The following is a 22,664-nucleotide window of genomic DNA, read 5'->3' on the forward strand; positions in this document are numbered from 1 at the left end:
AAGAAGGAAAAATCATGAAAAAAACAGAAAAATTTATCGTTATTCGTAACAAAGAAAATGGACATTTCTTACAGGAGTATGAAAACAATAATCGAGCTTTGGCCTATAGTTCAAAGTGGACCGATGACTTGCGAGACGCTGCAAACAATAGCGTAGAATCTATTGAAAAGCAGGGTGATCGTATGTATAAAGTCGCCGAAGCGTTCGAAGGCGAACTGCTCGAAGTTACCGCAACGTATGAACTCAAAACGCTCGACGGTAAAGAGCCCGAAGATCTGACCGAAAAGATTGAAGAAGCAAAACGCAAACACTTTGAGAACTTTCTTCGTGGCCTTTTAGCAGATAACGACGAGGAGGACTAAAAAATGCAAATTACAAGAGGAAGGAAGGCACGGGCGCAGAAAGTCGTGATTTATGGCCCGGAAGGGATCGGAAAGTCCAGCTTTGCGAGTCAATTCCCGGATCCGGTTTTTATCGATACAGAAGGATCAACGGACAATATGGACGTGGCCCGTATGGATAAGCCCACAAGCTGGGCAATGCTCAAGAATGAGATCGCGTTTATTAAAGCGAATCCAGACGCTTGCAAAACGCTAGTCATTGATACAATCGACTGGGCCGAACAACTCGCGGTCGATTATGTATGCTCACAGCACCAAAAGAATGGGATTGAAGATTTCGGCTGGGGCAAGGGCTATACATATGTTCAAGAAGAGATCGGGCGCCTATTAAATAGCTTGAGTGAGCTTGTGGACAACGGGATCAATGTCATTTTGACAGCTCACGCACAAATCAAAAAATTCGAGCAACCGGACGAAATGGGATCATACGATCGCTATGAATTGAAGCTCGGACAAAAGACCAGCTCAAAGACGGCCCCACTGGTCAAAGAATGGGCTGATATGGTTCTTTTTGCGAATTATAAGACAATCGTCATGACCACCGACACGGGCAAAAAGAAAGCCCAAGGGGGCGAACGTGTCATGTACACGAACCACCGCCCCGCGTGGGACGCGAAAAACCGTCACGGCTTACCAGATCAGCTACCGTTTACGTTTGAAAGCGTGGCCCATATCTTCAACGCACCACAACCAGAGCCCCAACCGGCACCAGAGCCACAAAAACAAAACATTAACGAGCAATTGCAAGAGGCCGCCCAAGAGGTGGCTCAAGAAATGGGACGAGCTCCACAAGCTGGACTCTTACCTCAAACATTGATCGACTTAATGACACCGCACAACGTGACAGAAAGCGAATTGCAAGACGTGGCATATATCCGCGGACACTTCCCGATGGGAACGCCGATCGAGAACTTTCCGAACAATTATTGGGATATGATCGTGGCGAATTGGGACGCTACACTGGACGTCATTCAAAACCAAGTACGGAAAGATCCAGACTTACCATTTAACACTAACAATTTATAAGAATAAAGGAGAAATTTCATCATGACACAACAACAATTTAACAACAACTTTGATCGCGAATTCGGCTGGGACGACACAATTCAAAAGGATTCAGAATTCGTATTTCTACCAGATGGCCTATACTGGTTCACGGTTAAGGAATACGAGCGCGGACGTCACACACCGAACCCGCAAAATCCCGGTAAGCTCCCAGCTTGTCCGAAAGCGACAGTACACCTTACTATCGTAGCGAATGAAGGCGAAACAGAACTCCGTCACAATCTCTTCTTACATAGTTCAACCGAGGGAATGTTATCCGCGTTCTTTGGAGCTATTGGGCAAAAACGTAAAGGCGAACCGCTTCGTATGGATTGGAACGCGATCATCGGAAAAGTAGGAGTGTGTAAGGTTGGATCTCGCGAATACAACGGGAACAAGTACAACGAAGTAAAAGGCATGATCTATGCCGAAGACGTGGACTATACAAAAGTATTAAACGCACAACCGGGACAACAAGCCCCAGCGTACCAACAACCAGCGCCACAATACCAACAACCACAACAACCAGCGCAAACACAGGGAGGCTTCACAGGAGGGCCGTTCTAATTAGGAGGTTCTAAAGTATGGAGTTAAGACCCTATCAGCAAGAGGCACGGGAAGCCGTTCAGCGTGAGTGGCTAGAAGGTCGGAAACGTACTCTTCTAGTCCTCCCGACTGGAACGGGGAAAACGGTCGTCTTTTCAAAGATCATTGAAGATCAAGTTAGAGAAGGGAAGCGCGTGTTAGTGCTCGCTCACAGATCCGAATTGTTGGATCAAGCAAGCGACAAGCTCAAGACCGCAACAGGCCTCGGTACGGCACTAGAAAAGGCTGAAAGCACGTCAATAGGCTCTTGGTATCGGGTCGTTGTTGGATCTGTCCAGACCATGCAACGGGAAAAGCGTTTAAGTCAATTCCCGCCCGATTGGTTCGACGTGATCGTTGTCGATGAGGCGCACCACGCTATATCTGACGGGTATCAAAAAGTACTGGGCTATTTTAAAGACTCGGAAGTCCTCGGGGTTACAGCGACCCCAGACAGAGGTGATATGAAGAACCTCGGATCGTACTTTGACAGTTTGGCTTATGAGTATTCGCTCGTACAAGCGATCAAAGAAGGCTATCTATCCAAGATTAAGGCTTTGACGATTCCGCTCGATCTCGATCTTTCGAGTGTGGCAATGTCCGCGGGTGATTTTAAGGCAAGCGACGTCGGAACGGCACTCGATCCCTATCTCGTACAGATCGCGGACGAAATGGCCAAGTATTGCAAGGATCGGAAAACAGTCGTCTTTCTTCCACTTGTGAAGACAAGCCAAAAATTCCGCGATATCTTAAACGATCGAGGATTTAAAGCAGCCGAAGTAAACGGCGAATCGAAAGATCGGGCGGAAGTGCTCGAAGACTTTGAGCGTGGCCGGTATAACGTCCTATGCAATTCTATGTTACTCACGGAAGGGTGGGATTGTCCATCGGTTGATTGCGTGGTCGTATTAAGACCGACGAAAGTCCGCGCGCTTTATTCGCAGATGGTTGGACGTGGGACGCGTCTATTCCCCGGAAAAGAAGAGCTTCTTCTTCTCGATTTCTTATGGCACACGGAACGGCATGAGCTATGCCGGCCGGCTCACTTGATATGTGAGAGTCCGGAAGTCGCAAAGAAGATGGTCGAGAATATGGAAGAAGAGACGGGCGTCGTGATTGACCTTGAGCAAATGGAAGTCAAGAGCGCTGAAGACGTTGTCGCAGAACGTGAAGAAGCCCTTGCGAAACAACTCGCAGAAATGCGGAAACGCAAGCGGAAACTCGTCGATCCGTTGCAATTCGAAATGTCTATCCATGCGGAAGATCTTTCGAACTATGTTCCTAACTTCGGGTGGGAAATGGCCCCGCCGTCTGAAAAACAACTCAAAGCCCTCGAGAAGTACGGTATTTTCACCGACGAAGTGGGTAACGCTGGGAAAGCAAATCTTTTACTTGATCGCTTGAATAAGCGACGGAATGAAGGGCTTTCGACACCGAAGCAAATTCGTTTTCTTGAGAGTCGAGGCTTCCGGAACGTCGGAATGTGGAACTTTGAAAGCGCAAGAAATATGATTGACCGTATCGCTGCTAACGGGTGGAGAATCCCGTCCGGAATCAGAGCAAGCGAATATGTACCAGATTAAAAAATAAGGAGAAACACAATGAAAACTAACAAATTAACACTTTTGACAGTCGCGACTATTGCAACAGCTACACTAGGGATCAAGGGAGTAAATGCCGATGAGTCTGATCGAGGAATCACGCCAGAGACAACAACAATTGCAACAAACCAAAGCGGAGAAGCAAGCGGAACTGAATCAGCTATTCCAGCAACGGAAGCAGATCAACCAACAAATTCTAGCAATGACGCGGGAGCAGGAAGCGCTGAAGCTAAGAATAACGAACGAGAAGGACTTCCAACAACTTTTGAAAAGAGCGGGAATGTGATCGAAGTCAAGAACCCGGAAGTCGTTGTCGATCAGTCAAACGGTACAGGGAAGTATCAACCCTTCAGCGTGGAATATAAGAACGTACACTTCCCAGATGATCTCGAGATCAACGAAGGGGACAAAGTGACGTTCACGCTTCCAGAAGAAGTAGCTTTTCAAACAACTTTCACGTTTGACGTACACAACCCAGAAAATGCGGTCGTCGGTCAAGCTACCGCGGACAGCACAGCCGGGACTGTTACGACAGTTTTCAACGACTATTTCAAAAACCACCCCCTAAACAAGCAAATGAGCCTCAAAATGGACGCAAAATGGACTGATAAAGTACAAAGCGGGCAACCCGTAAGCGCAAACTTTAACGGCACAGTCGTAACGGCTCAAATCGGCAAAGAACAAGTGATTGGAAAAGATGAGCTCCTTTCTAAGTGGGGTTCACAAGATGAAAATGACCCAACTGTTATTAATTGGACCGTGCGCGTGAATTATGCGCGAAAAGTCCTAAACTACGTCAAAATCATCGATGAAATGAGCGAAAATCAAAAGCTAGTCGATGATTATTTTGAAATCAAGAATATTGAGAGCGTGGATCCGTGGATCGACAAGGGGTCCGCAATGGATCTTGTTAAGTCAATTAGTAAGTCAGATCACGGCTTCGAGATCAAGATGGATCGTCTTGATCGTATGATCTATTTAAACTATAAGACCAAACTAACAAGCGCGGTTAAAGATAGCGTAAACCCAACAAATAAAGTTGAACTTAAAGCCGAAGATTCGGGCGCCGTTTCTTATAGCTACGTTCAGCTTGTCGGAGGTAAGGGCGACGCGTCTGGAGAAAACAAGCCAGTTTGGGAAATCCCTAATGACGCTCCGAAATACGAAAAACCTTCAATCGATTTAAACGATATCCCACTTATGCCTCCGGCTCCGGTCCTTGAAAAACCGGAATGGAAAGGCGGTACAACACCGTTTGACGCACCACAGCTTGACAAGCCCGAGTGGGAAGGCGGGGTGACACCTCCGGACGCGCCGGTTTTAGATAAACCAGAACTAGTGATCGATATTCCAGATCCAAAACGCGATGAACCAAAACCACAACCAAAACAAGATAAGCCAAACACACCAGCGCCAAAAGGAACACCAAAAACCGAAGAAGTAAAAATTACTAATCGCGCGGAAAATCACGCGGAAATCACGCGAAACGAATCTGAAGAAGTCGAAGCGTACAGCGCACCAGCTACACTCCCTAATACGGGATCAGATTTCGGAATCACGATCAGCCTTATCGGACTTTTAGGATTGAGCCTCGGAGTCGTTGGAATGGCCAAAAAGGAGAACTAATTGAAAAAAATGATCGTATGGGCCCTTTTTGATAGTGGGAATGGGAGTTATACAAAAGGCGTCAAGGATCTAAACGATAAGGGTTTGTGTGATATTGAAATACACCCGATAGGGATAGATATTGAGCATAAAAATAGTCATTTTATTAATCTAAATCTTGCTGATTATAGTCGATTGTTTGGAGATAATACCTTATTCGATACACTTGATAGGCTACCAAGACCCGATTTAATTATCGCAAGTCCGCCTTGCGAGAGTTGGAGCAATGCGAGCGCAATTCCTAACGGTAACGCTTGCTGGAAAAAAGAGGATCTATCAGACAGTCTTTTTGAACCACAAAGGGAGCCGAGCCCGTTCACGATCCGAAGCAATAGCGATTATGAGCAAGCGTACAACAATTACAAGTACGATCGACAATTTATGAAGAGAGTCAATGGGGAGTTATGTGTATTTAACACGATCGAGATTATTAAACGATACGAGCCGGAGTTTTTTATCATCGAAAATCCAGCTAGTGGGAGAATATGGCGATATATTGAAGAAGTCATAGGCTTTGAATTACCGTTTAAGAATCCGACTCGTTATAACAATTACGGCTACCCGATTCAAAAACCGACGAAATTTGCCAGTAACCTAGATTTACAACTTAACAACGAAGCGAATAAACCAGAGGTTACTTGGCAAGATTTCTCGACGTCATATAATGAGCGTTCAAACATACCACAAGAACTCGTAAAAGAAATTTTTACAAAAGTGTACAAGAAATGGAAAGGAGGGGACTAGTGGAACGAGAATTTGACTTATTACCATTACTGGACTATATAGACCCCTCGATTTTATCTTACCAAGAATGGATAAACGTCGGCTTCGCCTTAAAGCATGAGGGGTACACAGCTTCCGACTGGGATAATTGGTCCTTACGCGATCCAGCCCGGTACCGTAAGTTTGAATGTTTTAAGAAATGGGACACCTTCAACGAAGAAGCGGGCTCGATTGTAACAGGCGGTACAATCGTACAACTCGCGAAAGATCACGGCTGGGTGAATCCATACTCAAGCGATAGCGAGGGAGCTCATGAGCTCGATTGGAACGATACGATCGATCGGGACTATCGCTTGATTGATAAGAGCTGGATCGAGGGGAAAGAGATTCATGAGCCTACAAACTGGAACCCAGTACAAGAGATTATTAAATACCTCGAGGCCTTGTTTGAATCGTCCGAGAATGTCGGATATGTTACCGAGTCATATCCAAAAGTAAACGATGAGACGGGCGAAATAGAGAAATGGCTTCCGACCAAGGGAGCGTATGACCGGACAGCGGGACAACTGATCGAGCAACTATCCAAGTGTAACGGCGATATCGGAGCGGTCCTCGGGGACTATCACAAGGAAGCGGGTGCGTGGATTCGATTCAATCCGTTAGACGGCAAAGGAGCCAAGAACGAAAACGTAACCGATTATCGTTATGCGCTCGTTGAATCGGACAGCATGAGCGTAGAAAAGCAAAATGCTATCTATAAAGAGCTTGAATTGCCAATCGTGGCCCTTGTCTATAGTGGAAACAAGTCCTTACACGCGATCGTGAAGGTGGACGCGGGCAACTATGAAGAATACAGAAAGCGCGTTGACTACTTATATAAGATATGCCAAAAGAACGGGATATCAGTCGACACACAAAACCGCAACCCGTCGCGCTTGTCACGTATGCCGGGATTCGAACGAAACGGCCAGAAACAATTCCTTGTTGATACAAATATCGGTAAACATAATTGGGAAGAATGGTATCAGTATATCGAGGACTTAAACGACGATCTTCCAGATCCGGAAGGGCTGGGCGATAGCTGGGACAATCTTCCAGAGCTTGCGCCCGAGCTAATCGAAGGCGTCCTTCGACAAGGACATAAAATGCTGATCGCTGGGCCGTCAAAAGCCGGGAAGTCATTCAGCTTGATCGAAATGTCAATCGCAATTGCAGAGGGCAAGAAATGGCTCGAGTGGAAGTGTACGCAAGGTAAGGTCCTATACGTCAATCTTGAATTGGATCGCGCGTCATGTCTCCATAGATTCCGCGATGTGTACGAAGCAATGGGGCTTCAGCCAAACAATTTACAAAATATCGATATCTGGAACTTGCGCGGAAAGACAGTCCCTATGGACAAGCTCGCTCCGAAATTGATCCGCCGATCGCTCAAAAAGAATTATATAGCCGTCATTATTGACCCTATCTATAAGGTTCTGACAGGAGACGAAAACAGCGCGGATCAGATGGCACACTTTACGAATCAGTTCGATAAAGTAGCGACAGAGCTCGGGTGCTCGGTGATCTATTGCCACCATCACTCAAAAGGTGCTCAAGGGGGCAAGAAGTCAATGGACCGGGCCAGTGGTTCGGGCGTATTCGCTCGGGATCCGGACGCGTTGATCGACTTGGTAGAATTGGACGTCACGGAAGAGTTACTTACTCAACGGATCAATCATACAGCGACACGGATTTATAAAGAAGCCTTGCAAACGTGCAACCTTGGATATTACCAAGAGGAAGTAAGCCTCGACGATCTCCAAAGCCCCGCGATTATGCGGACACACTTCGAAAAAGCAATTCCAAACGTGCTCGATCGGAAGCCTTGGACGGATAAGATCGAGGAAGCCCGTCGAGCGATTGAAATTTCGACAGCGTGGCGCGTGGAAGGAACGCTTCGAGAGTTTGCCAAGTTCAAGCCTATCAATATGTGGTTTAGCTATCCCGTGCATTTCTTGGACGATTCAGGGGTTCTCGCTGATATAAAATTAGAAGATGATAAACCAGGGTGGATGAAAGCTAAAGAAACTCGCAAAAAGAATGCGAAGGAAGATAAAAAACAGAAGTTGATAGAGTTCGACGAAGCTGTTGAAAACGCGAATTTTGGCGAACCGCCTTCAAAAGAGGACGTAGCTGAGTATTTAGGAATTTCTGTAAAAACAGTTACTCGCAGATTAAATTCATCTAAAAAATATTGGTTCGATAAGAACTCAAATTCAATAAAAGAAAAAGGACAAGACCATAAAAACGTGGTCGTGTCCCGGACAGCCATCTATATATTATATATATAGATAATGTCCTGTCGTCCATCATGTCCATACCTGTATAGACAGGGTTGCTTAAAACGCACCCTGTCATATACAAGGTCCATGGACTAAGCGCGAAAAATAAAATAAAAAAGAAAGGTAAAATAAAAATGTTTATTTCAGTGCAAGGAAAATTTATAAATGTCAATCATATAATTATGGTTGAAAAGATAAATGCAAATTCTGCTAAGATTTTTTTGATTCATCAAAACGAACCTATCGAAGTTGCTTTATCTTATGCAAGTATTTTAGGCAAAATACATAGAGCTCTTGGATTATTAGAATAAACTGATAGAAAGGATTTTCTATGATTGAATTCTTTTTGCCGATGGAAAAAATTCCGACAACGACACACCAACAGAAAAAAGTAAATGTCAGAAATGGCAAGCCGATTTTCTACGAGCCAGTGGAGCTGAAAAACGCTCGAGCAAAATTTGAAAGTTTACTTGCGCGTCATGTACCACCAGACAAACTGAAAGGGCCGATTCGGCTCACGGTCAAATGGTGCTTTCCGATGATTAAGGGAGTACGCATAGGCCAGTACAAGACGACCAAACCAGATACGGACAATCTCCAAAAGCTATTTAAAGATTGTATGACCAAGCTCGGCTTTTGGAAAGACGACGCACAGGTCGCAAGCGAGATCGCTGAGAAGTTTTGGTCCGAGGTCGTGGGGATCTATGTCAGAGTGGAGGAGTGGGACGATGAACTATATACATTTCTTTAGCGTCGAGCTCCCGGACTTTATGGCACGAAATAACCAAGTGGCCCAGACTTTGGGATTCGGTTCCGAGCGCTATTGGTTTTGGACCGTGGACGCGATCGCTGAAATCTGCAAAAAATACCATGACGACGAACTAGTCGTAAAGCAATTCGGGCTCTTGTTTGAATGGCTCGAGAAACAAGCGGAAGGGGTGGCGCAATGAAAGAGAAATCTTATTTCGAGGTTTTGAAAGAAATAGAACGTGATCGTGATAAGTGCAATAAGTACGAACGTTTTGACGTGCAATTATTGCTCGGGTCTATATGCGCAAAACTTGTCGAACAAGTGGAAAAAGACGAGAAAGTAGAATCAATCAACTATACGATACCGATCAGAGATCAAGTATACGACATAACGGTTCGTCGGTTGAAAAAGAACGAAGGTGGGAGCGATGGAATATGTGAAATATGACCCGAAGCAGCGCGAGGCGTTGAAAAAGAACCTTAGGCGTCTAATGGACGAAAAAGGAGTCACAAAAACACAGCTTTCAAGAAAGCTGGGCTGGTCCTATAATACGATTGATTATTGGTTAAGAGGCGATCGCGTACCCGATCGGACAGGAATCGAGGCTATATGCGATTATTTCGGAATCTCAGACGTGGAGCTTTTGGGATCGGAAATGAAAGTCCGCACGTTTGCGTATTATAAAAACGATACGCTACTCGCATTTGGCACGATGGAAGAGATCGCGGAACAAACGGGCCGAAAGATCGAGTCCTTGCGGAGCTTGCTTTGCAACTCGAAGCGATTCAACAAGACAACGAAAACGTACATGATCGAGCTCGAGGACGATAAACGATACAAGCTGAAATTTAAGCAGTCGTTTACGATCGACGAGTTGAATCTAAAAGGGATTGGGTGGCTCTTAGAAAGCCCACTCGTAGAAGTAGAAGAGGTGGAAGAATGAATAAACAGGAGTTGATAAAAATTTATGAGGACACTAGCTGTACTCTTATTTCAATTAATGGAGTTTTGGAAGATCTCAGACAACTAGATGAACCGAAAGAAAAAGTCACGCTTCCACGGCCAGTGGCAAACTGGATCTCTTGTGTGAGAGGACGAAACAAGACTTTACATTTTGCGCTAGAAAATGCACCAGAAGAAGTGAATCTTTGGTTTTGTGAAGATGAAAAGAATCGGCAAAATGTTTTCGCTGACGCTTGGGTGAATGGCTATCATATTGAAAAAGAAAAACGATATATCGTAACAGTAAAAAATATCGGTGACGGCTGGGAGTATCTGAAATGGAACAGCGTACAACGTTACTGGTATTTTGGCAATAAGACAAGACTAGACGATGTTCGCTTGTATCACACGTTAGAAAATCTTCAAAAAGGGGGCTTCGGGAATGTGTTTGTAAACCCGCTCTTTACGATTGAGGAGGTAGCGGAATGATAATATCGACCGAAGAATGGATAAAATTCAGAGAAGACGGACAAAAATTCGCCTTGGAGAAAATCGAAGAATTATTTCCGAACAATGACGATGAGGTGGAAGAATGATAGAAATTAGGTTACAAAATCCATACGTAGACGAAACTATCAAAGTAAAAGAAAGTTTTGGACAAATTGCTAAAATGCTAGAATGGCACGCGCGAGGAAATATAGAGTATCTTCAATTGCTTCAATCCGAACCAGAAGAAAGATTGATTACTATCAATCCTAAACACTTTGCGAAAATTGATTTTAAAATTGAAGAGGTAGATTGATGTTTGTTATTTTCAGAAACAATTCAGAAGAACGTATAATAAATACCGATCAAATAAACACAATCTTTCGAGATGAAGATCAAAAAGAACCATACTTTCGTGTTGAATATTTTGGAGGTGGTTTCAATTTTCATTCGATGGAATGGAATGGCTTTTTCCGAGGCACACCAACTCTATCAGATGTTTGGCTTGCTTTAAGGTATTTTGAAAGATTACAAGAAAAAGGGTTGGGAGAATGAACTTACTAGATTTTATCTTTTTCATGCTTTGCGGAGTTTGGCTGATCGGTTTTGCATGGGCCAGTGTGATAGCTTTTAGAAGCAGAAAAACCAACGATAAAACAACGTTGAAAAACAACAAAAACCTAAATGTAAATATCAGCAAGATGAACGCGAGTAAACTAACAACTATGGATATTAGAAAGGATAAAGAATGACGAATAATGTAAAGATGATATGCGCAAATGTCGCGTTTGTATTCTTCGTTCTTTTCGTGGTATGCGTCAATCTTAACGCACGGATCATGACGCTTGAAACGAGCAACAGCGAGCTACAACAAACGATCCTAACGCAAAAGGACGAGCTGGAGAAAGCAAAAGAAAAAAACATAATGCAAGACGTGATTATTAATAAACTGAATAATGATTATAATTCACGTATGGCACAGGAATTACAAGAGATCGCCGATATTAACGGCGTGGGGGGGTAGTGTGAAAGTTTATGTCGTTAGAAAATACCTAAAACGTACACGATGGGACGTGAATCATTCAACCAAGTTCGAAGAATTTGAATTTAAGACAAAAGAAGAGGCGCTGGCCTATCGTAATAGTCAGAAAGTCGGAGTCTTTGACATTTACGAAAAAGAAGCATAAAGCCCAGTTAGGGCTAGAAAGGAGGGGAGCTTGCGAATTGAAACAAGATACGGATATCTGATCGACGCGCTTCGAAGATATCCATTCGATAAAGAAATCAAAGAGCGAATCGAAGAGATCACTTTCCCTTATCAAAATTTCGACGAGAATTGGTTTATAAAAAGCAAGTCAGCAAGTAACACGCCAGAGGCTTTAAAAAACGTGATCCTTAAAGAAAACGATCCGGAATTGATTCGACTCTATACGCTCGCAGAAGCGATCACAGAATACACAAGCGAGTGTGCTCCCTCAAATTGGGAGGCAATTAAGGCCCTATACGTGACACGATCGAAAAATGTCGAAGGAGTGGCACTCGAGCTCTTTATGTCAAAGAATTCAGTCTATCGGCATATCATAAAACCATTTTTTGAAGGGCTGGAAAAGAAATATACAAGTTTTTTCTTAAAAAGTCGCTAAAAGTTGGGAAAAGTGCACGAAAAAAGGTGATAAAATTGTATTATCGGAAGATTGAAGGAAACGACAATCTTCATTGCGGACGACAGGACAAGCCAACAGTTACAGCAGCACGTTTTACTTTTCATAAAAAAAACTTTCCCAGTTTGTGAGGTCTCCTTATATTTTTTAAAAATTATTTCGTTTCGGCGGTTCGATTCCGCCCGTCCGCTTTTGGTAAGGTTCTTTTAGTTCTTCCCCTTGCCAGAGATTTCTATAATCTATACTTTTCTTTTCAGACTCTCCCTATTCCTTTCTGGGGAGTCTGTTTTTTTGGTGGTTTAAAATGCAAATCGAAAAAGTCAAAATAGCCGATCTGAGAGAATACGAGGGAAACGCGAAATTGCACCCACAAGAGCAGATCGACAAGATCAAAAAGTCGATACAAGAGTTTGGAAACAATGATCCGATCGCAGTCGATGAAAATAACGTGATTATCGAGGGGCACGGGCGCTTACAAGCGCTCGAGCAGCTCGGGTACACGGAAGCGGAAGTTATTCGCTTGTCTCACTTATCAGAGGATCAAAAGAAAGCCTATATCTTGGTACATAACAAGCTAAACATGGATACGGGCTTTGATATCGAAATGTTAAGAGACGAGCTGGACGGGATCTTTAGTGTGGATATGGTAGATTTTGGCTTTGACTTGCCAGAAGATGAAATTTTAAATTTCAGCTTGGAAGTAGAAGAGCAAGAGGAAGAAGAAAAAGAATTTCATAGAGAAACAACAATAAATCAATATAATCTGGACTTATTCGATCCAGCAAAGACTGAAGGGCGTTTTGAAATGCCCGCTCTTGATCCAGTGGATCACGTTCCGGAACGCTTGCAAGGCTTTAATTACGTTTTGAACAAACCGGACCACGGCGCAGGAGTTCATTTCTTTCTTGATGATTATCAGTTCGAGAGGATATGGCAACGGCCGGAATATTACATCGAGAAGTTAGGCGAGTTCGATTGCGTACTCACGCCAGACTTTAGCTTATATATCGATATGCCGGTCGCTATGCAAGTTTGGAACGTGTATCGCTCGCGTTTAATTGGTCAGATTATGCAGAGATACGGCTATACGGTTATTCCCACGGTATCGTGGGCGTATTCGGACAGCTTTTCTTTTTGTTTTGACGGATTGCCGGAGGGCGCTACACTTGCGATCAGCACAATCGGGGTCAAGCAGAACGAAGAACAATTAAAAATATGGCGTGATGGTATGGACGTTATGATCGAGTTATTGAAGCCCAAAAGATTATTGGTATATGGTGGCGCAGTTGAGTACGATTATGGAGACATTGAAGTACACTATTTCGAAAATGAAACAACGGAGAGAATGAAAAATGGGTGGTAGAGGAGCTAAAAGCTCGGGCGGTAAAGGCCGTAAAGCGAAAAAAGTTAGTGGTGGTGGCGGTGCGACTAGCGCCGGAACGTTGCCACAAAGTACAGAGGCAAAGTTGAATCCTATTCAAATTAAACTGAAAAAGAAATTGTTTGCTAATTATCACGAGAAACGCGAGCAATGGAAGCGAATAGGGTCAAGACAAACGGTTAACTATGATAAATCAGATAAGCGGATCACTCGAACACAAGGAGAAGCACACGTTTCCCGCGTGAGTCGGTGGAGAAAAGACACTTATTTCAGAGATTATAAGTCAAACGGAAAAAGTGCGGTACAAATTCAAAGCGGAAAAATGAAAAAACGCTGGGCGAAACATTTCAACGAGCACCACAACTCGAGGCGTGATGGCTTGAATAGCGATTTTGTAAATGCTCAACGAATCAGAGTGAGGTAAAAAATTAAAAGTAAGGAAGTGAGGCGATGGCTGGTGCAGACAATTTAAAGGTCCCAACCTCGGAAGAAGCACGAAAATATGGCCGAAAAGGCGGTATCGCCTCCGGCAAGGCTCGAAGAGAAAAAGCGGATCTAAAAAAGAAAGTCAATCAAATTTTGGAAATGGACGTTTTCAGTCCACAGCTAAAAGAAATGCTCGAAGAGAAAGGCTTGAGCGCAACGAACCAGACAGCGATCGCGACGGTTCTTTTGCAGAAGGCCTTAAAAGGCGATATGCGAGCGATTGAGCTTCTGGCCAAGATGAACGGCAACGAGGGCACGAAAGACGCTCTCGATAAGAAAGAGCAAAAAGAGCGTGTTAAGGCAATGCAACTTGAGAACAAGAAACGCGAGCAAGCTCTTGAAGGCGGTATGGCGTCCGAGGATATCATGGCCGATTATTTCGAGAAGTTGGAAGGAGTGATACAAGATGGCACTTGATCGGTTATACACAGATAAACAGATCGGGATCTTGCGTCGTTCTCTCTCTCGCGATTGGTACATGATGATAAATCATGGCGCAGTACGGGCCGGAAAAACCAAGCTCGACAATGATCTTTTTTTGATGGAGCTGAAACGCGTCAAGAAAAATGCTGCAAAAGTCGGGGTTCAAACTCCGATGTATATTCTGGGGGCGGTATCGTCTGGGACGTTGCAAACAAACATCTTGCGCGAGATCACAGACGCTTACGGCCACGAATTCCAGTTTGACAGACACGGGAATTTTACTCTTTTTGGCGTGTACGTCGTAACGACGTTTACGGGGTCCATAGCGGGCCTAAAAGCTATCCGGGGTATGACAGCCTTCGGGGCATACGTCAACGAGGCCACGCTCGCGAATAAGGAGGTTTTTGACGAAATTCTGAAGCGTTGCTCCGGATATGGCGCGCGTATTATATGCGATACCAACCCGGACCACCCAAAACACTGGCTCAAGGTCGATTATATCGACAAGGCCGATGATGAAAAGATCGTCGCGAATCATTTTACAATCTTCGATAACACGTTTTTAAATCAGCGGTACGTTGATAATTTGATCGCGACAACGCCTTCCGGTATGTTTACCGAACGCGGGATCTACGGGCACTGGGTGATCGGTGAAGGCGCGGTCTATCGCGACTTCAAAGAGGATATGTACACGACACAACAGCCCGAGCATTTCGCGAAGATTTACGCGGGTGTGGACTGGGGATATGAGCACTGGGGCTCGATCGTGGTCGTGGGCCAAACCGAGGCCGGCGATGTGTACATACTCGAGGAACACGCGCACCAGTACAAAGAGATTGACTTCTGGGTAGATATCGCAAAAGATATCAAGGCCAGGTACGGCGATATATTCTTTTGGGCTGATAGCGCACGGCCCGAGCACGTCGGACGATTTAACCGCGAACGGCTCAAGTGCTTTAATGCGTATAAGTCAGTATTATCTGGAATTGAAGAGGTGGCCAAGCTGATGAAAGCTGGTCGTTTTTTTGTCGTTTCGAATAAGGTCGCAAAATTTAAAGATGAGATCTATCAATACGTCTGGAACGAGCGATCAGGCGAGCCGGTAAAAGAGCATGACGACGTACTGGACGCGGTGAGATACGCGATCTATTCGCAACACGTCTACGATACAAGTAGCACAGTAAAAGAGCGTATGACCAGCGCACAATATTATTTCTAAAGGGAGGAATAAGAGAAATTGAAATTCTTAAAAGGACGGCGTTTCGATGAGAACGCGAATCGTCAATTTATCATGACGGCCGAAGATTTTGAAACAATCGAATACGAGGGCCAGAAATGGATTGAACGCCTAAAAAACTATATCGGGACGCACAGATCTGAGCAATTGGACCGCTTGAAAGAACTCAAGCGCTATTATCTCGCTGATAATAATATCAAGTACCGCGATGATAAAAGCGATCCATACAGCGCAGATAATCGAATCGCGAGCGACTGGGCGAAATACATTGCTATTTTCGAACAAGGCTATATGCTGGGGAACCCGGTCGAGTACAAGAATGAAAACGCGGAAATTCAAAAACAGATCGATCAGTTTTCGAAGCAAAACAACGAAAAGGACCACAACGTCGCGATCAAGACAGATCTCGCGATCTATGGCCGTGCTTATGAGCTTTTGAACGCGTACCGAGACGAAGACGGGAGCGTTTGGGTCAAGCTCTATCGTATGGATCCAGAGCAAACTTTTGTCATTTACGACGACAGCTACGAGCAACGGTCTTTGATGGCTATTAACTACTACTCTATCAGTTACGGGAATGGACACAAACGCGATTTCGTTAAGGTCTATACCAGTAACGCTATTTATGAGTATGTGGACGATAATCAAGACACGGACACGCTTCATCTCAAGGATACGAGCGAGCATTTCTTTAATGGCGTACCAGTAAATGAGTTTAGCAACAATACGGACCGGACAGGGGCGTTCGAAGCCGTGCTTGACTCTATCGACGCTTACGATTTATCACAGTCAGAGCTTGCTAACTTCCAACAAGACAGTAACGAGGCTCTTTTGGTGATCTCCGGGAACCCATTCACAGGTGTAGAAGATAAAGACTTCATGGAAGACGGTCGCGTCAATCCAAATGGACGGCTTGCGGTATCTCAAGCATTTAAAAAAGCAAAAATCTTGATCCTTGATGATAACCCGATTCCGGGCGGATCGAGTCCAAGCGCGAACTATCTTGTTAAGTCATACGATACAGCCGGAGCGGAAGCGTACAAGGAACGGCTAGTAAATGATATTTTACGCTTTACCTTCACGCCGGATACAACGGATAACAACTTCGCTGGCACACAGTCAGGCGAAGCGATGAAATATAAGATGATGGCTGCTGACAACTATCGCGGTAAACAAGAGCTTTTGTTTGAAAAAGGCCTTATGCGTCGTTTGCGTTTAGCCGTCAATATCTGGAAGATCAAGGGCAACGATTCCGACAATTACAACCTTATCAATGAGACGGACGTCGTATTTACGCCAAACTTACCACAGAATGACGCTGAAATGGTCGCTATTGCCAAAAATCTCTATGGCGTGGTGAGTGAACAAACGATCGTCGAAATTCTTGAGCAAGTGACCGGGGTCAACGCAGAGGCAGAGCTGAAACGTATGAAAGAGGAAACGGAAAAAGCGCTTGAAATGCTCCCACGAATCGAGCCACAAGCCGGCGAGGTAGCAACAGATGAAGAAACTGAAGATAAGCGCCCATGATGAATATTGGGAAGCACGCGCCCGGGAGATATTCGAATACGTTGACCGAAAAGATATAGATTTTTTCGCTGAATTGGAAAAAACTTACCGCAACGAGGCGGTAAGGCTTCAAAAGTCGTTGTTTGACTTTTACACAAAGTACGCTGAAGATCATGAACTCACTTACCAAGACGCAACGAAGCGCCTTCGAGGTGAGGATCTTAGCGACTATGTGGACAATGCGACGCTATACCGCGAGCAGGCTGAAAAGGATCCAGAGCTTTTGAAGCGATTAAACCAACAATATGCGTCAGCTCGAGCGATCAGAATCGAGGCTTTGCAGTTGGAAACTATCCACAGGCTCGGAGTGCTCACAGGAGCGCTTCATAAGAGCTTCGAGAAGTATTTATTCAACGTTGCGGAATACGCGTACAGAAAGGCTATGGGAGGCCGTACAGGCGCGGTCAACCGTCCAGCGTTTGAAGAGATTGTCAAAACGCCGTTCAATGGCCGGAACTATTCCGAGCAGTTGTGGGGCAATACTGACAGCCTTGCGCAAAAGCTGAAAGAAGTTTTCAAACAAGGCTTTATCCGTGGGGACAGCCCGCAAGATATGGCCCGCGAGATTCGGAAAGAATTTAATGTGGCACGGTCGCGAGCTGAAACGTTGGTAAGGACCGACGCGACGGCCGTCATAAATCGGGCCACTATCAAACGGTATCAGAAAGCCGGGCTTGAACACTATCGGATCTTGGTCGTGCTAGACGATCGGACCACTCAAATATGCCGAAGAATCGCGCAAGAGGACAAACTGTACAAGCTCGAGGACGCGCAAGTCGGGGTAAATATGCCCCCGTTTCATTATAATTGCCGGTCTACGATCATGCCGGACGCGGGAGAAATAGAAGAGGAGGGATCGAGTGATTAATATCTGGGATATGGTATCTTACACAGCGGGCCTTTTCTGCTTTGCCTTTCTAGTCGTGGCAGGTTGGGCCGTACTCGCTGGAATGATCGAGGGTATCATAAAGAGCATTAAAAATTCACGAGGTGACAAGGAGGAAAAATAATGAATGAATGGCAAAAACGTTTTGTGAAAGAATATCATGAATTGAGAGGACGTTTCGCGAAATTAGACGAAATGATCCAAAGATATGAAAAAGGACAACTCGAATTTGAACCGAAATGCCCTATCGATTTATTGAAGCGTCAACGTTCTATTATGTGGGAATATCTTTCAACTTTAGAGCAACGTGCGCGAATTGAAGAAGTTAAATTGTAAGACTGTATAAAATACAGTCTTTTCTTTTTGTCCAGACTATGCGGAGGACGTTAAAAGCTGCATTGTTTCGTCGCCGGACGTAAAGCGAGAAAATCGGGTGACGGCGTAACCGTCGGAGGAAAAATATGTCAGAAAATACACAAGCAGTTGAGACTGAAGCTATTGAGCAAGACGTCACTCAAGAAGAACAAGTCGAAACCAAGCAGGAAAAGGCAGAACGTACCTTTACACGCGCAGAGTTTGGGAAAGCAATCGCAGCCGAGGTAGCTAAAGCACGGGCCAGCTGGGAAGCAGAGCAAGCTGAAGCAATCGAAAAGGCCAAAAGCGAAGGCGAACGCCTCGCGAAGCTGACCAAAGACGAACGCGCGAAAGAAGAGGAAGCAAAACGGATCCAAGCGATCGAAGAACGCGAGCGAGCTCTTGCAATTAAAGAAATGCGCGTGGCCACTCAAACGCTATTGAGCGAAGAAGGACTTCCGGGCGAGTTTATCGATTTTGTGATCGATGAGACAGCCGAAGCCACAAAGGAGAAGATCGGCACGTTGCGAAAAATCTTTGATAAGGCAGTAGAAACCCGCGTCGATGAACGTTTGACCCAGAAAGCACCTCGCAAGGGTACGGGCCCAGTATCTATGACTAAAGCGGAGATCATGGCTATTGAGAACGACGAAGAGCGTCAAGCGATGATCGCTGCAAACATTGGACTATTTAAAAATTAGAAAGGGCTATTAAAATATGGCTGAAACAAAACTAACAACCATGAACGACTTGGGCGAAATTAAATCAATTGATTTTGTCAATAAGTTTTCTAAAAATATCAATGACTTACTTCGACTTTTGGGCGTTACACGTCGCCAAGAGTTGACTAACGACTTAAAGATCCAAACTTACAAATGGACCGCAGACGTTGACACAACTAAAACCGCTGAAGGTGAAACAATTCCGCTTTCTAAAATGACACGCGCGAAGGATCAAGAATACACAGTAGAATGGTTCAAAAAACGCCGTGCAGTATCAGCGGAAGCGATCGCACGTCATGGTGCGTCACGCGCTATCACAGAAGCAGACACACGCTTGCTTCGCGAAATTCAAAACGGAATCAAGGACGACTTCCTTGCTTACCTTAAAAAGACAAAAACTAAAGTTACAGGGAAAGGGCTTCAACAAGCTCTTGCGAATAGCTGGGGCAAATTGACCACTTTCAACGAATTTGAAGGCTCTCCGCTTGTTTCTTTTGTGAACCCGCTCGATGTGGCTGAATACCTTGGATCAACAGCCGTTGCGTCTGACGCTTCAAACGTATTCGGATTCACACTTCTCCAAAACTTCCTCGGTATGCAAAACGTTATCGTTATGCCTTCATGCCCACAAGGGAAGATCTATACAACAGCCGTTGAAAACCTTGTCTTCGCTTACTTGAATGTTTCTGGTGGTGATCTTGGCGGATTGTTTGCGGACTTTACCGACGAAACAGGTCTAATTGGTGTGGCGCGTGATCGTCACTTGAATAACTTGACTTTCGAGTCAGTATTCTTTGGCGCTAACGTTCTCTTTGCTGAAATTCCGGACGGTGTGGTAGAAGCTACAATCCAAGCGCCAGCGTCAGCAGTAGCAGCCTAGTTTTAGGAGGGTTTAGCGATGGTGGCAATCAATATCGATCAAGTAACGGAAGAGCTTCGACTTTTAAAGGGTATTCCCAAAGCTGACCAAGAGCAAGACGATCTTTTGACCCTTATTGTACGGGATAGCTTCGAGCGTATGATCGCTTACGTCAATCAATTCTCGGAAACAGCACTCGAGGAATTGCCCGAGAGCGTGGCTTATATCCTTCGAGACGTTGCCGTCAGTCGCTTTAATCGACTAAACTCGGAAGGCGCGACAGCGGACAGCGAGGAAGGCCGGAGCTTCACTTGGGAGTCTAGCTATCTAACAGATGAGCATAAGGCTGTATTACAAGGCCTTGCGATCAAACATCGGGCCCGCGGGATCGCTCGATTCATTTAAGGGGGGCGCGTGTATGATCTATAACGAACGCGTAACTTTGATCTTTGAGGAAGAGCCGGAAGACGAATTGCTTGAGAATGTGGAAACAAAGAAGAGTTTCCCAGTCCCTTGTATGCGAAATTCATTGTCTAGTTATGAGATGATGGGGCTTTTTGGTAAGTATGACTTTGATTTGTTCAAATTGCACTTACAAGGAACGTATAAGGGCTTCTCGGAAGTGATTTACAATGGCCACAGGCTCAAGATCAAAGGCAAACGATACCATCATAATAGCACGGTTATATATCTATGAGTTTTTCATATTCAGTAAAAGGTCTGGACAAGTTTATGCGAAGGGTCCAAAACAAACCACGGGAAGCGCGTCGGGCTGTATCAGCAGAATTGAACAGATCGGCCTTGCGTGTGGAACGGAAAGCCAAAATGAAAGCGGCAGTCGATACCGGATTCATGCGAAACGGGATCTTTGTCGCTCGGGTGGGTATGTTACGGTACAAAGTAATATCTCCCGCTGGTTATTCGGTCTATGTGGAGCTTGGAACTCGTAAGATGAAGGCCCAGCCGTTCCTTGGTCCAGCCGTTAAGGAAGAAAGCGAAGTTTTATTTAAAAACCTTCGTAAAATGTTTAGGAGGTGATTCATGGCAAACGAAACGCCTTCAGTCAAAATGCTCGCAAATTTACGCGAAAAATTAAAACCACTCAATATTCCGATCAAATTTAAGCTACCAAAACAAGACACACTCGAGCCGTTTCTTGTGATTGGGCAATCTAGCTCGGACACGTCCAAAACAGCTCAAACGGGGCTTATAATCGAGGATATGAGCGTACAAATTGATATCTTCTTACCGGGCACGGAAAGCCGGGCCGGGGTTGAGAAAATCAAATCTGAGGCCCTTCGCAGGATCGGCCACAATCGCAATGTAAACGCGAGCGTACTCTTAGACGATACGATAGGCCGTGAAGTCTATCATATTGTCATTGCATTAACAGATACAATCTTTTAAAAAGGAGCACTTAATAAATGAGTGAAGCAGAAGACAAAGCAAAAATTAAAATTACGATCGCAAAGCCGATCGTAGGTAAGAAAGTATTTTACTTTATTCAATCAATCCACGCTGAAAAAGGTAACGGAGCAATGCTTCCAGCTTACCGTACAGACGGCACAACAACAATGGGTGGCGAATACATCGACGAACAAACTCAACAAGGGCGCTTGCTGGAAAAAGCAACAGATGAGCACTCTATCGAGTTAACTCAATATTTCGCGCCTAAAGATCCATCAGTTCAAACCGTGCTTGACGCACAGAAAACCGGTGAATCTTTGAAGATCTGGCGTGTTATCGTTGATGATAGTGTCAAAGATTCTTCAACTGGTAAAGACACTTATCCAGCACAATTTGGATATGGTAAGATCACAGATGATGTTGAATTTACTGACGCGATCGATGGATTCGTTGAATTGAACTATACAGTAGGTATCGTTGGCCGTCTTCGTGATGGTAAGTTCCCACTTTCAGCGGACGAAATCGCGATGTTGAACGACGTTTACGAGTACCAAAACCCGGGCGAAACAACAGGCGATTACAACAATATCACACGCTAATTTTTCAAGCAAAGGGGCTTCGATCGCCCTTTTGCTTTTATTTTTTTGACAAAAAAGGAGTTATTCAATGGAATTTTCAGTCGGAAGCCGCGCAATCGAGATCAAATTTGATTATATGACCATGTACAAGGTCAATCGTGACTTGGGATCTCAAGGACCAGACGGAACACGTAACGAAGACGGTGTCGGAGCTCTATTCCTTCGTGTCGTGGATCGTAACGATTCGGCTCTTGTGGATCTTATCAAGCTATGCGCGAGCAAAAAAGCGAAAGCTGTAAGCGATGAAGAAGCTATCAAGGCAATCGCGGACAAGATGGAAGATCTCGGAGCAGAAAGCGCAGAGCCACTATTCGAGGCATTGGAAGAAGAGATGGTCGATTCTGGTTTTTTCAAAGAGAAAGTTTCGAAATACTTAGAAAATCTCGAGCTGGGATTGAAGTACCTCAAAGCCAAAGCAGAAACAGCGGACGACAAGGCACAAGCGGAACTTCAGATCGAGCAGACGGAGGCGCAAATTGGGCGCTTGAGAAACGCAATCTCTTAATAGAGTGTGCGCGTTTG

The 22,664-nt window shown here is 44.8% G+C and carries 33 protein-coding genes; all 33 read left to right on the plus strand.

Annotated elements, in window-relative coordinates:
• The first annotated feature begins 14 nt into the window (after positions 1 to 14).
• The 33 genes from LPB220_RS03560 (at position 15) to LPB220_RS03715 (ending at position 22,647) form a co-directional block, all read left to right on the plus strand.
• The gene (locus LPB220_RS03560) at positions 15 to 362 is read left to right on the plus strand and encodes a hypothetical protein (RefSeq protein ID WP_150905570.1); all 348 of its coding nucleotides are present in this window, start codon (positions 15 to 17) and stop codon (positions 360 to 362) included.
• A 3-nt stretch (positions 363 to 365) separates the two neighbouring features.
• On the plus strand, positions 366 to 1,427 hold the full coding sequence (locus LPB220_RS03565; RefSeq protein WP_150905572.1) for an ATP-binding protein: 1,062 nt from the start codon (positions 366 to 368) through the stop codon (positions 1,425 to 1,427).
• A 21-nt stretch (positions 1,428 to 1,448) separates the two neighbouring features.
• Positions 1,449 to 2,012, plus strand: coding sequence for a hypothetical protein (locus LPB220_RS03570; protein WP_150905574.1), 564 nt, complete (start codon positions 1,449 to 1,451; stop codon positions 2,010 to 2,012).
• Between the two features lie 17 nt (positions 2,013 to 2,029).
• Positions 2,030 to 3,613, plus strand: coding sequence for a DEAD/DEAH box helicase (locus tag LPB220_RS03575; protein ID WP_150905576.1), 1,584 nt, complete (start codon positions 2,030 to 2,032; stop codon positions 3,611 to 3,613).
• A gap of 18 nt (positions 3,614 to 3,631) precedes the next feature.
• The gene (locus LPB220_RS03580; RefSeq protein WP_150905578.1) at positions 3,632 to 5,257 is read left to right on the plus strand and encodes an SIALI-17 repeat-containing surface protein; all 1,626 of its coding nucleotides are present in this window, start codon (positions 3,632 to 3,634) and stop codon (positions 5,255 to 5,257) included.
• A 9-nt stretch (positions 5,258 to 5,266) separates the two neighbouring features.
• Positions 5,267 to 6,040: a DNA methyltransferase gene (locus LPB220_RS03585; protein ID WP_150906785.1), complete on the plus strand. Its 774-nt coding sequence runs from the start codon at positions 5,267 to 5,269 to the stop codon at positions 6,038 to 6,040.
• Entirely contained in the window at positions 6,022 to 8,349 is a 2,328-nt protein-coding gene (locus LPB220_RS03590; RefSeq protein ID WP_150905581.1) for an AAA family ATPase, read from the plus strand. The genes LPB220_RS03585 and LPB220_RS03590 overlap by 19 nt, the downstream gene beginning before the upstream one ends.
• A gap of 125 nt (positions 8,350 to 8,474) precedes the next feature.
• Entirely contained in the window at positions 8,475 to 8,651 is a 177-nt protein-coding gene (locus LPB220_RS10760) for a hypothetical protein (RefSeq protein WP_191904621.1), read from the plus strand.
• 20 nt (positions 8,652 to 8,671) lie between these two features.
• Entirely contained in the window at positions 8,672 to 9,091 is a 420-nt protein-coding gene (locus LPB220_RS03595) for a RusA family crossover junction endodeoxyribonuclease (protein WP_150905584.1), read from the plus strand.
• Positions 9,069 to 9,290: a hypothetical protein gene (locus LPB220_RS03600; protein ID WP_150905586.1), complete on the plus strand. Its 222-nt coding sequence runs from the start codon at positions 9,069 to 9,071 to the stop codon at positions 9,288 to 9,290. Before LPB220_RS03595 ends, LPB220_RS03600 begins: the two co-directional genes overlap by 23 nt.
• Complete coding sequence (locus LPB220_RS03605) at positions 9,287 to 9,538, plus strand: hypothetical protein (protein WP_150905588.1); 252 nt, start codon at positions 9,287 to 9,289, stop codon at positions 9,536 to 9,538. The genes LPB220_RS03600 and LPB220_RS03605 overlap by 4 nt, the downstream gene beginning before the upstream one ends.
• Complete coding sequence (locus LPB220_RS03610) at positions 9,519 to 10,034, plus strand: helix-turn-helix domain-containing protein (protein WP_150905590.1); 516 nt, start codon at positions 9,519 to 9,521, stop codon at positions 10,032 to 10,034. Before LPB220_RS03605 ends, LPB220_RS03610 begins: the two co-directional genes overlap by 20 nt.
• Positions 10,031 to 10,522 (plus strand): DUF1642 domain-containing protein, encoded by a 492-nt coding sequence (locus LPB220_RS03615; protein ID WP_150905592.1) that lies wholly within the window; start codon positions 10,031 to 10,033, stop codon positions 10,520 to 10,522. Before LPB220_RS03610 ends, LPB220_RS03615 begins: the two co-directional genes overlap by 4 nt.
• A gap of 103 nt (positions 10,523 to 10,625) precedes the next feature.
• Complete coding sequence (locus LPB220_RS03620; protein ID WP_150905594.1) at positions 10,626 to 10,835, plus strand: hypothetical protein; 210 nt, start codon at positions 10,626 to 10,628, stop codon at positions 10,833 to 10,835.
• Entirely contained in the window at positions 10,832 to 11,074 is a 243-nt protein-coding gene (locus tag LPB220_RS03625; protein WP_150905596.1) for a hypothetical protein, read from the plus strand. Before LPB220_RS03620 ends, LPB220_RS03625 begins: the two co-directional genes overlap by 4 nt.
• Positions 11,071 to 11,271, plus strand: coding sequence for a hypothetical protein (locus tag LPB220_RS03630; RefSeq protein ID WP_150905598.1), 201 nt, complete (start codon positions 11,071 to 11,073; stop codon positions 11,269 to 11,271). Before LPB220_RS03625 ends, LPB220_RS03630 begins: the two co-directional genes overlap by 4 nt.
• Positions 11,268 to 11,543 (plus strand): hypothetical protein, encoded by a 276-nt coding sequence (locus tag LPB220_RS03635; protein ID WP_150905600.1) that lies wholly within the window; start codon positions 11,268 to 11,270, stop codon positions 11,541 to 11,543. The genes LPB220_RS03630 and LPB220_RS03635 overlap by 4 nt, the downstream gene beginning before the upstream one ends.
• 193 nt (positions 11,544 to 11,736) lie before the next feature.
• Positions 11,737 to 12,162: a hypothetical protein gene (locus tag LPB220_RS03640; protein ID WP_150905602.1), complete on the plus strand. Its 426-nt coding sequence runs from the start codon at positions 11,737 to 11,739 to the stop codon at positions 12,160 to 12,162.
• Positions 12,163 to 12,484: 322 nt separating this feature from the next.
• Entirely contained in the window at positions 12,485 to 13,543 is a 1,059-nt protein-coding gene (locus tag LPB220_RS03645) for a DUF4417 domain-containing protein (RefSeq protein WP_150905604.1), read from the plus strand.
• Positions 13,533 to 13,985 (plus strand): hypothetical protein, encoded by a 453-nt coding sequence (locus LPB220_RS03650; protein WP_150905606.1) that lies wholly within the window; start codon positions 13,533 to 13,535, stop codon positions 13,983 to 13,985. The genes LPB220_RS03645 and LPB220_RS03650 overlap by 11 nt, the downstream gene beginning before the upstream one ends.
• Before the next feature lie 26 nt (positions 13,986 to 14,011).
• Complete coding sequence (locus LPB220_RS03655) at positions 14,012 to 14,464, plus strand: stress-induced protein (RefSeq protein WP_150905608.1); 453 nt, start codon at positions 14,012 to 14,014, stop codon at positions 14,462 to 14,464.
• Complete coding sequence (locus tag LPB220_RS03660; RefSeq protein WP_150905610.1) at positions 14,454 to 15,689, plus strand: PBSX family phage terminase large subunit; 1,236 nt, start codon at positions 14,454 to 14,456, stop codon at positions 15,687 to 15,689. Before LPB220_RS03655 ends, LPB220_RS03660 begins: the two co-directional genes overlap by 11 nt.
• A 72-nt stretch (positions 15,690 to 15,761) precedes the next feature.
• Positions 15,762 to 17,237, plus strand: coding sequence for a phage portal protein (locus tag LPB220_RS03665; protein WP_225305934.1), 1,476 nt, complete (start codon positions 15,762 to 15,764; stop codon positions 17,235 to 17,237).
• Entirely contained in the window at positions 17,209 to 18,144 is a 936-nt protein-coding gene (locus LPB220_RS03670) for a minor capsid protein (protein WP_150905614.1), read from the plus strand. The genes LPB220_RS03665 and LPB220_RS03670 overlap by 29 nt, the downstream gene beginning before the upstream one ends.
• A 141-nt stretch (positions 18,145 to 18,285) precedes the next feature.
• Positions 18,286 to 18,498, plus strand: coding sequence for a crAss001_48 related protein (locus tag LPB220_RS03675; RefSeq protein ID WP_150905616.1), 213 nt, complete (start codon positions 18,286 to 18,288; stop codon positions 18,496 to 18,498).
• 125 nt (positions 18,499 to 18,623) lie between these two features.
• The gene (locus LPB220_RS03680; protein WP_150905619.1) at positions 18,624 to 19,217 is read left to right on the plus strand and encodes a DUF4355 domain-containing protein; all 594 of its coding nucleotides are present in this window, start codon (positions 18,624 to 18,626) and stop codon (positions 19,215 to 19,217) included.
• Positions 19,218 to 19,233: 16 nt separating this feature from the next.
• Positions 19,234 to 20,118: a phage capsid protein gene (locus tag LPB220_RS03685; RefSeq protein ID WP_150905621.1), complete on the plus strand. Its 885-nt coding sequence runs from the start codon at positions 19,234 to 19,236 to the stop codon at positions 20,116 to 20,118.
• 18 nt (positions 20,119 to 20,136) lie between these two features.
• Positions 20,137 to 20,502, plus strand: coding sequence for a phage head-tail connector protein (locus tag LPB220_RS03690; RefSeq protein WP_150905622.1), 366 nt, complete (start codon positions 20,137 to 20,139; stop codon positions 20,500 to 20,502).
• 13 nt (positions 20,503 to 20,515) lie between these two features.
• Positions 20,516 to 20,794 (plus strand): hypothetical protein, encoded by a 279-nt coding sequence (locus LPB220_RS03695; RefSeq protein ID WP_150905624.1) that lies wholly within the window; start codon positions 20,516 to 20,518, stop codon positions 20,792 to 20,794.
• Positions 20,791 to 21,135 carry an HK97-gp10 family putative phage morphogenesis protein gene (locus LPB220_RS03700; protein ID WP_150905625.1) on the plus strand — a complete coding sequence of 115 codons (345 nt, stop codon included), beginning with the start codon at positions 20,791 to 20,793 and terminating at the stop codon, positions 21,133 to 21,135. Before LPB220_RS03695 ends, LPB220_RS03700 begins: the two co-directional genes overlap by 4 nt.
• 3 nt (positions 21,136 to 21,138) lie before the next feature.
• On the plus strand, positions 21,139 to 21,504 hold the full coding sequence (locus LPB220_RS03705; protein WP_150905627.1) for a hypothetical protein: 366 nt from the start codon (positions 21,139 to 21,141) through the stop codon (positions 21,502 to 21,504).
• A gap of 17 nt (positions 21,505 to 21,521) precedes the next feature.
• Positions 21,522 to 22,103, plus strand: coding sequence for a phage major tail protein, TP901-1 family (locus LPB220_RS03710; protein ID WP_150905628.1), 582 nt, complete (start codon positions 21,522 to 21,524; stop codon positions 22,101 to 22,103).
• 67 nt (positions 22,104 to 22,170) lie between these two features.
• Positions 22,171 to 22,647 (plus strand): tail assembly chaperone, encoded by a 477-nt coding sequence (locus LPB220_RS03715; RefSeq protein ID WP_150905630.1) that lies wholly within the window; start codon positions 22,171 to 22,173, stop codon positions 22,645 to 22,647.
• Positions 22,648 to 22,664: the final 17 nt, after the last annotated feature.

The organism is Streptococcus sp. LPB0220 (assembly GCF_008727815.1).
Taxonomy (GTDB): Bacteria; Bacillota; Bacilli; order Lactobacillales; family Streptococcaceae; genus Streptococcus.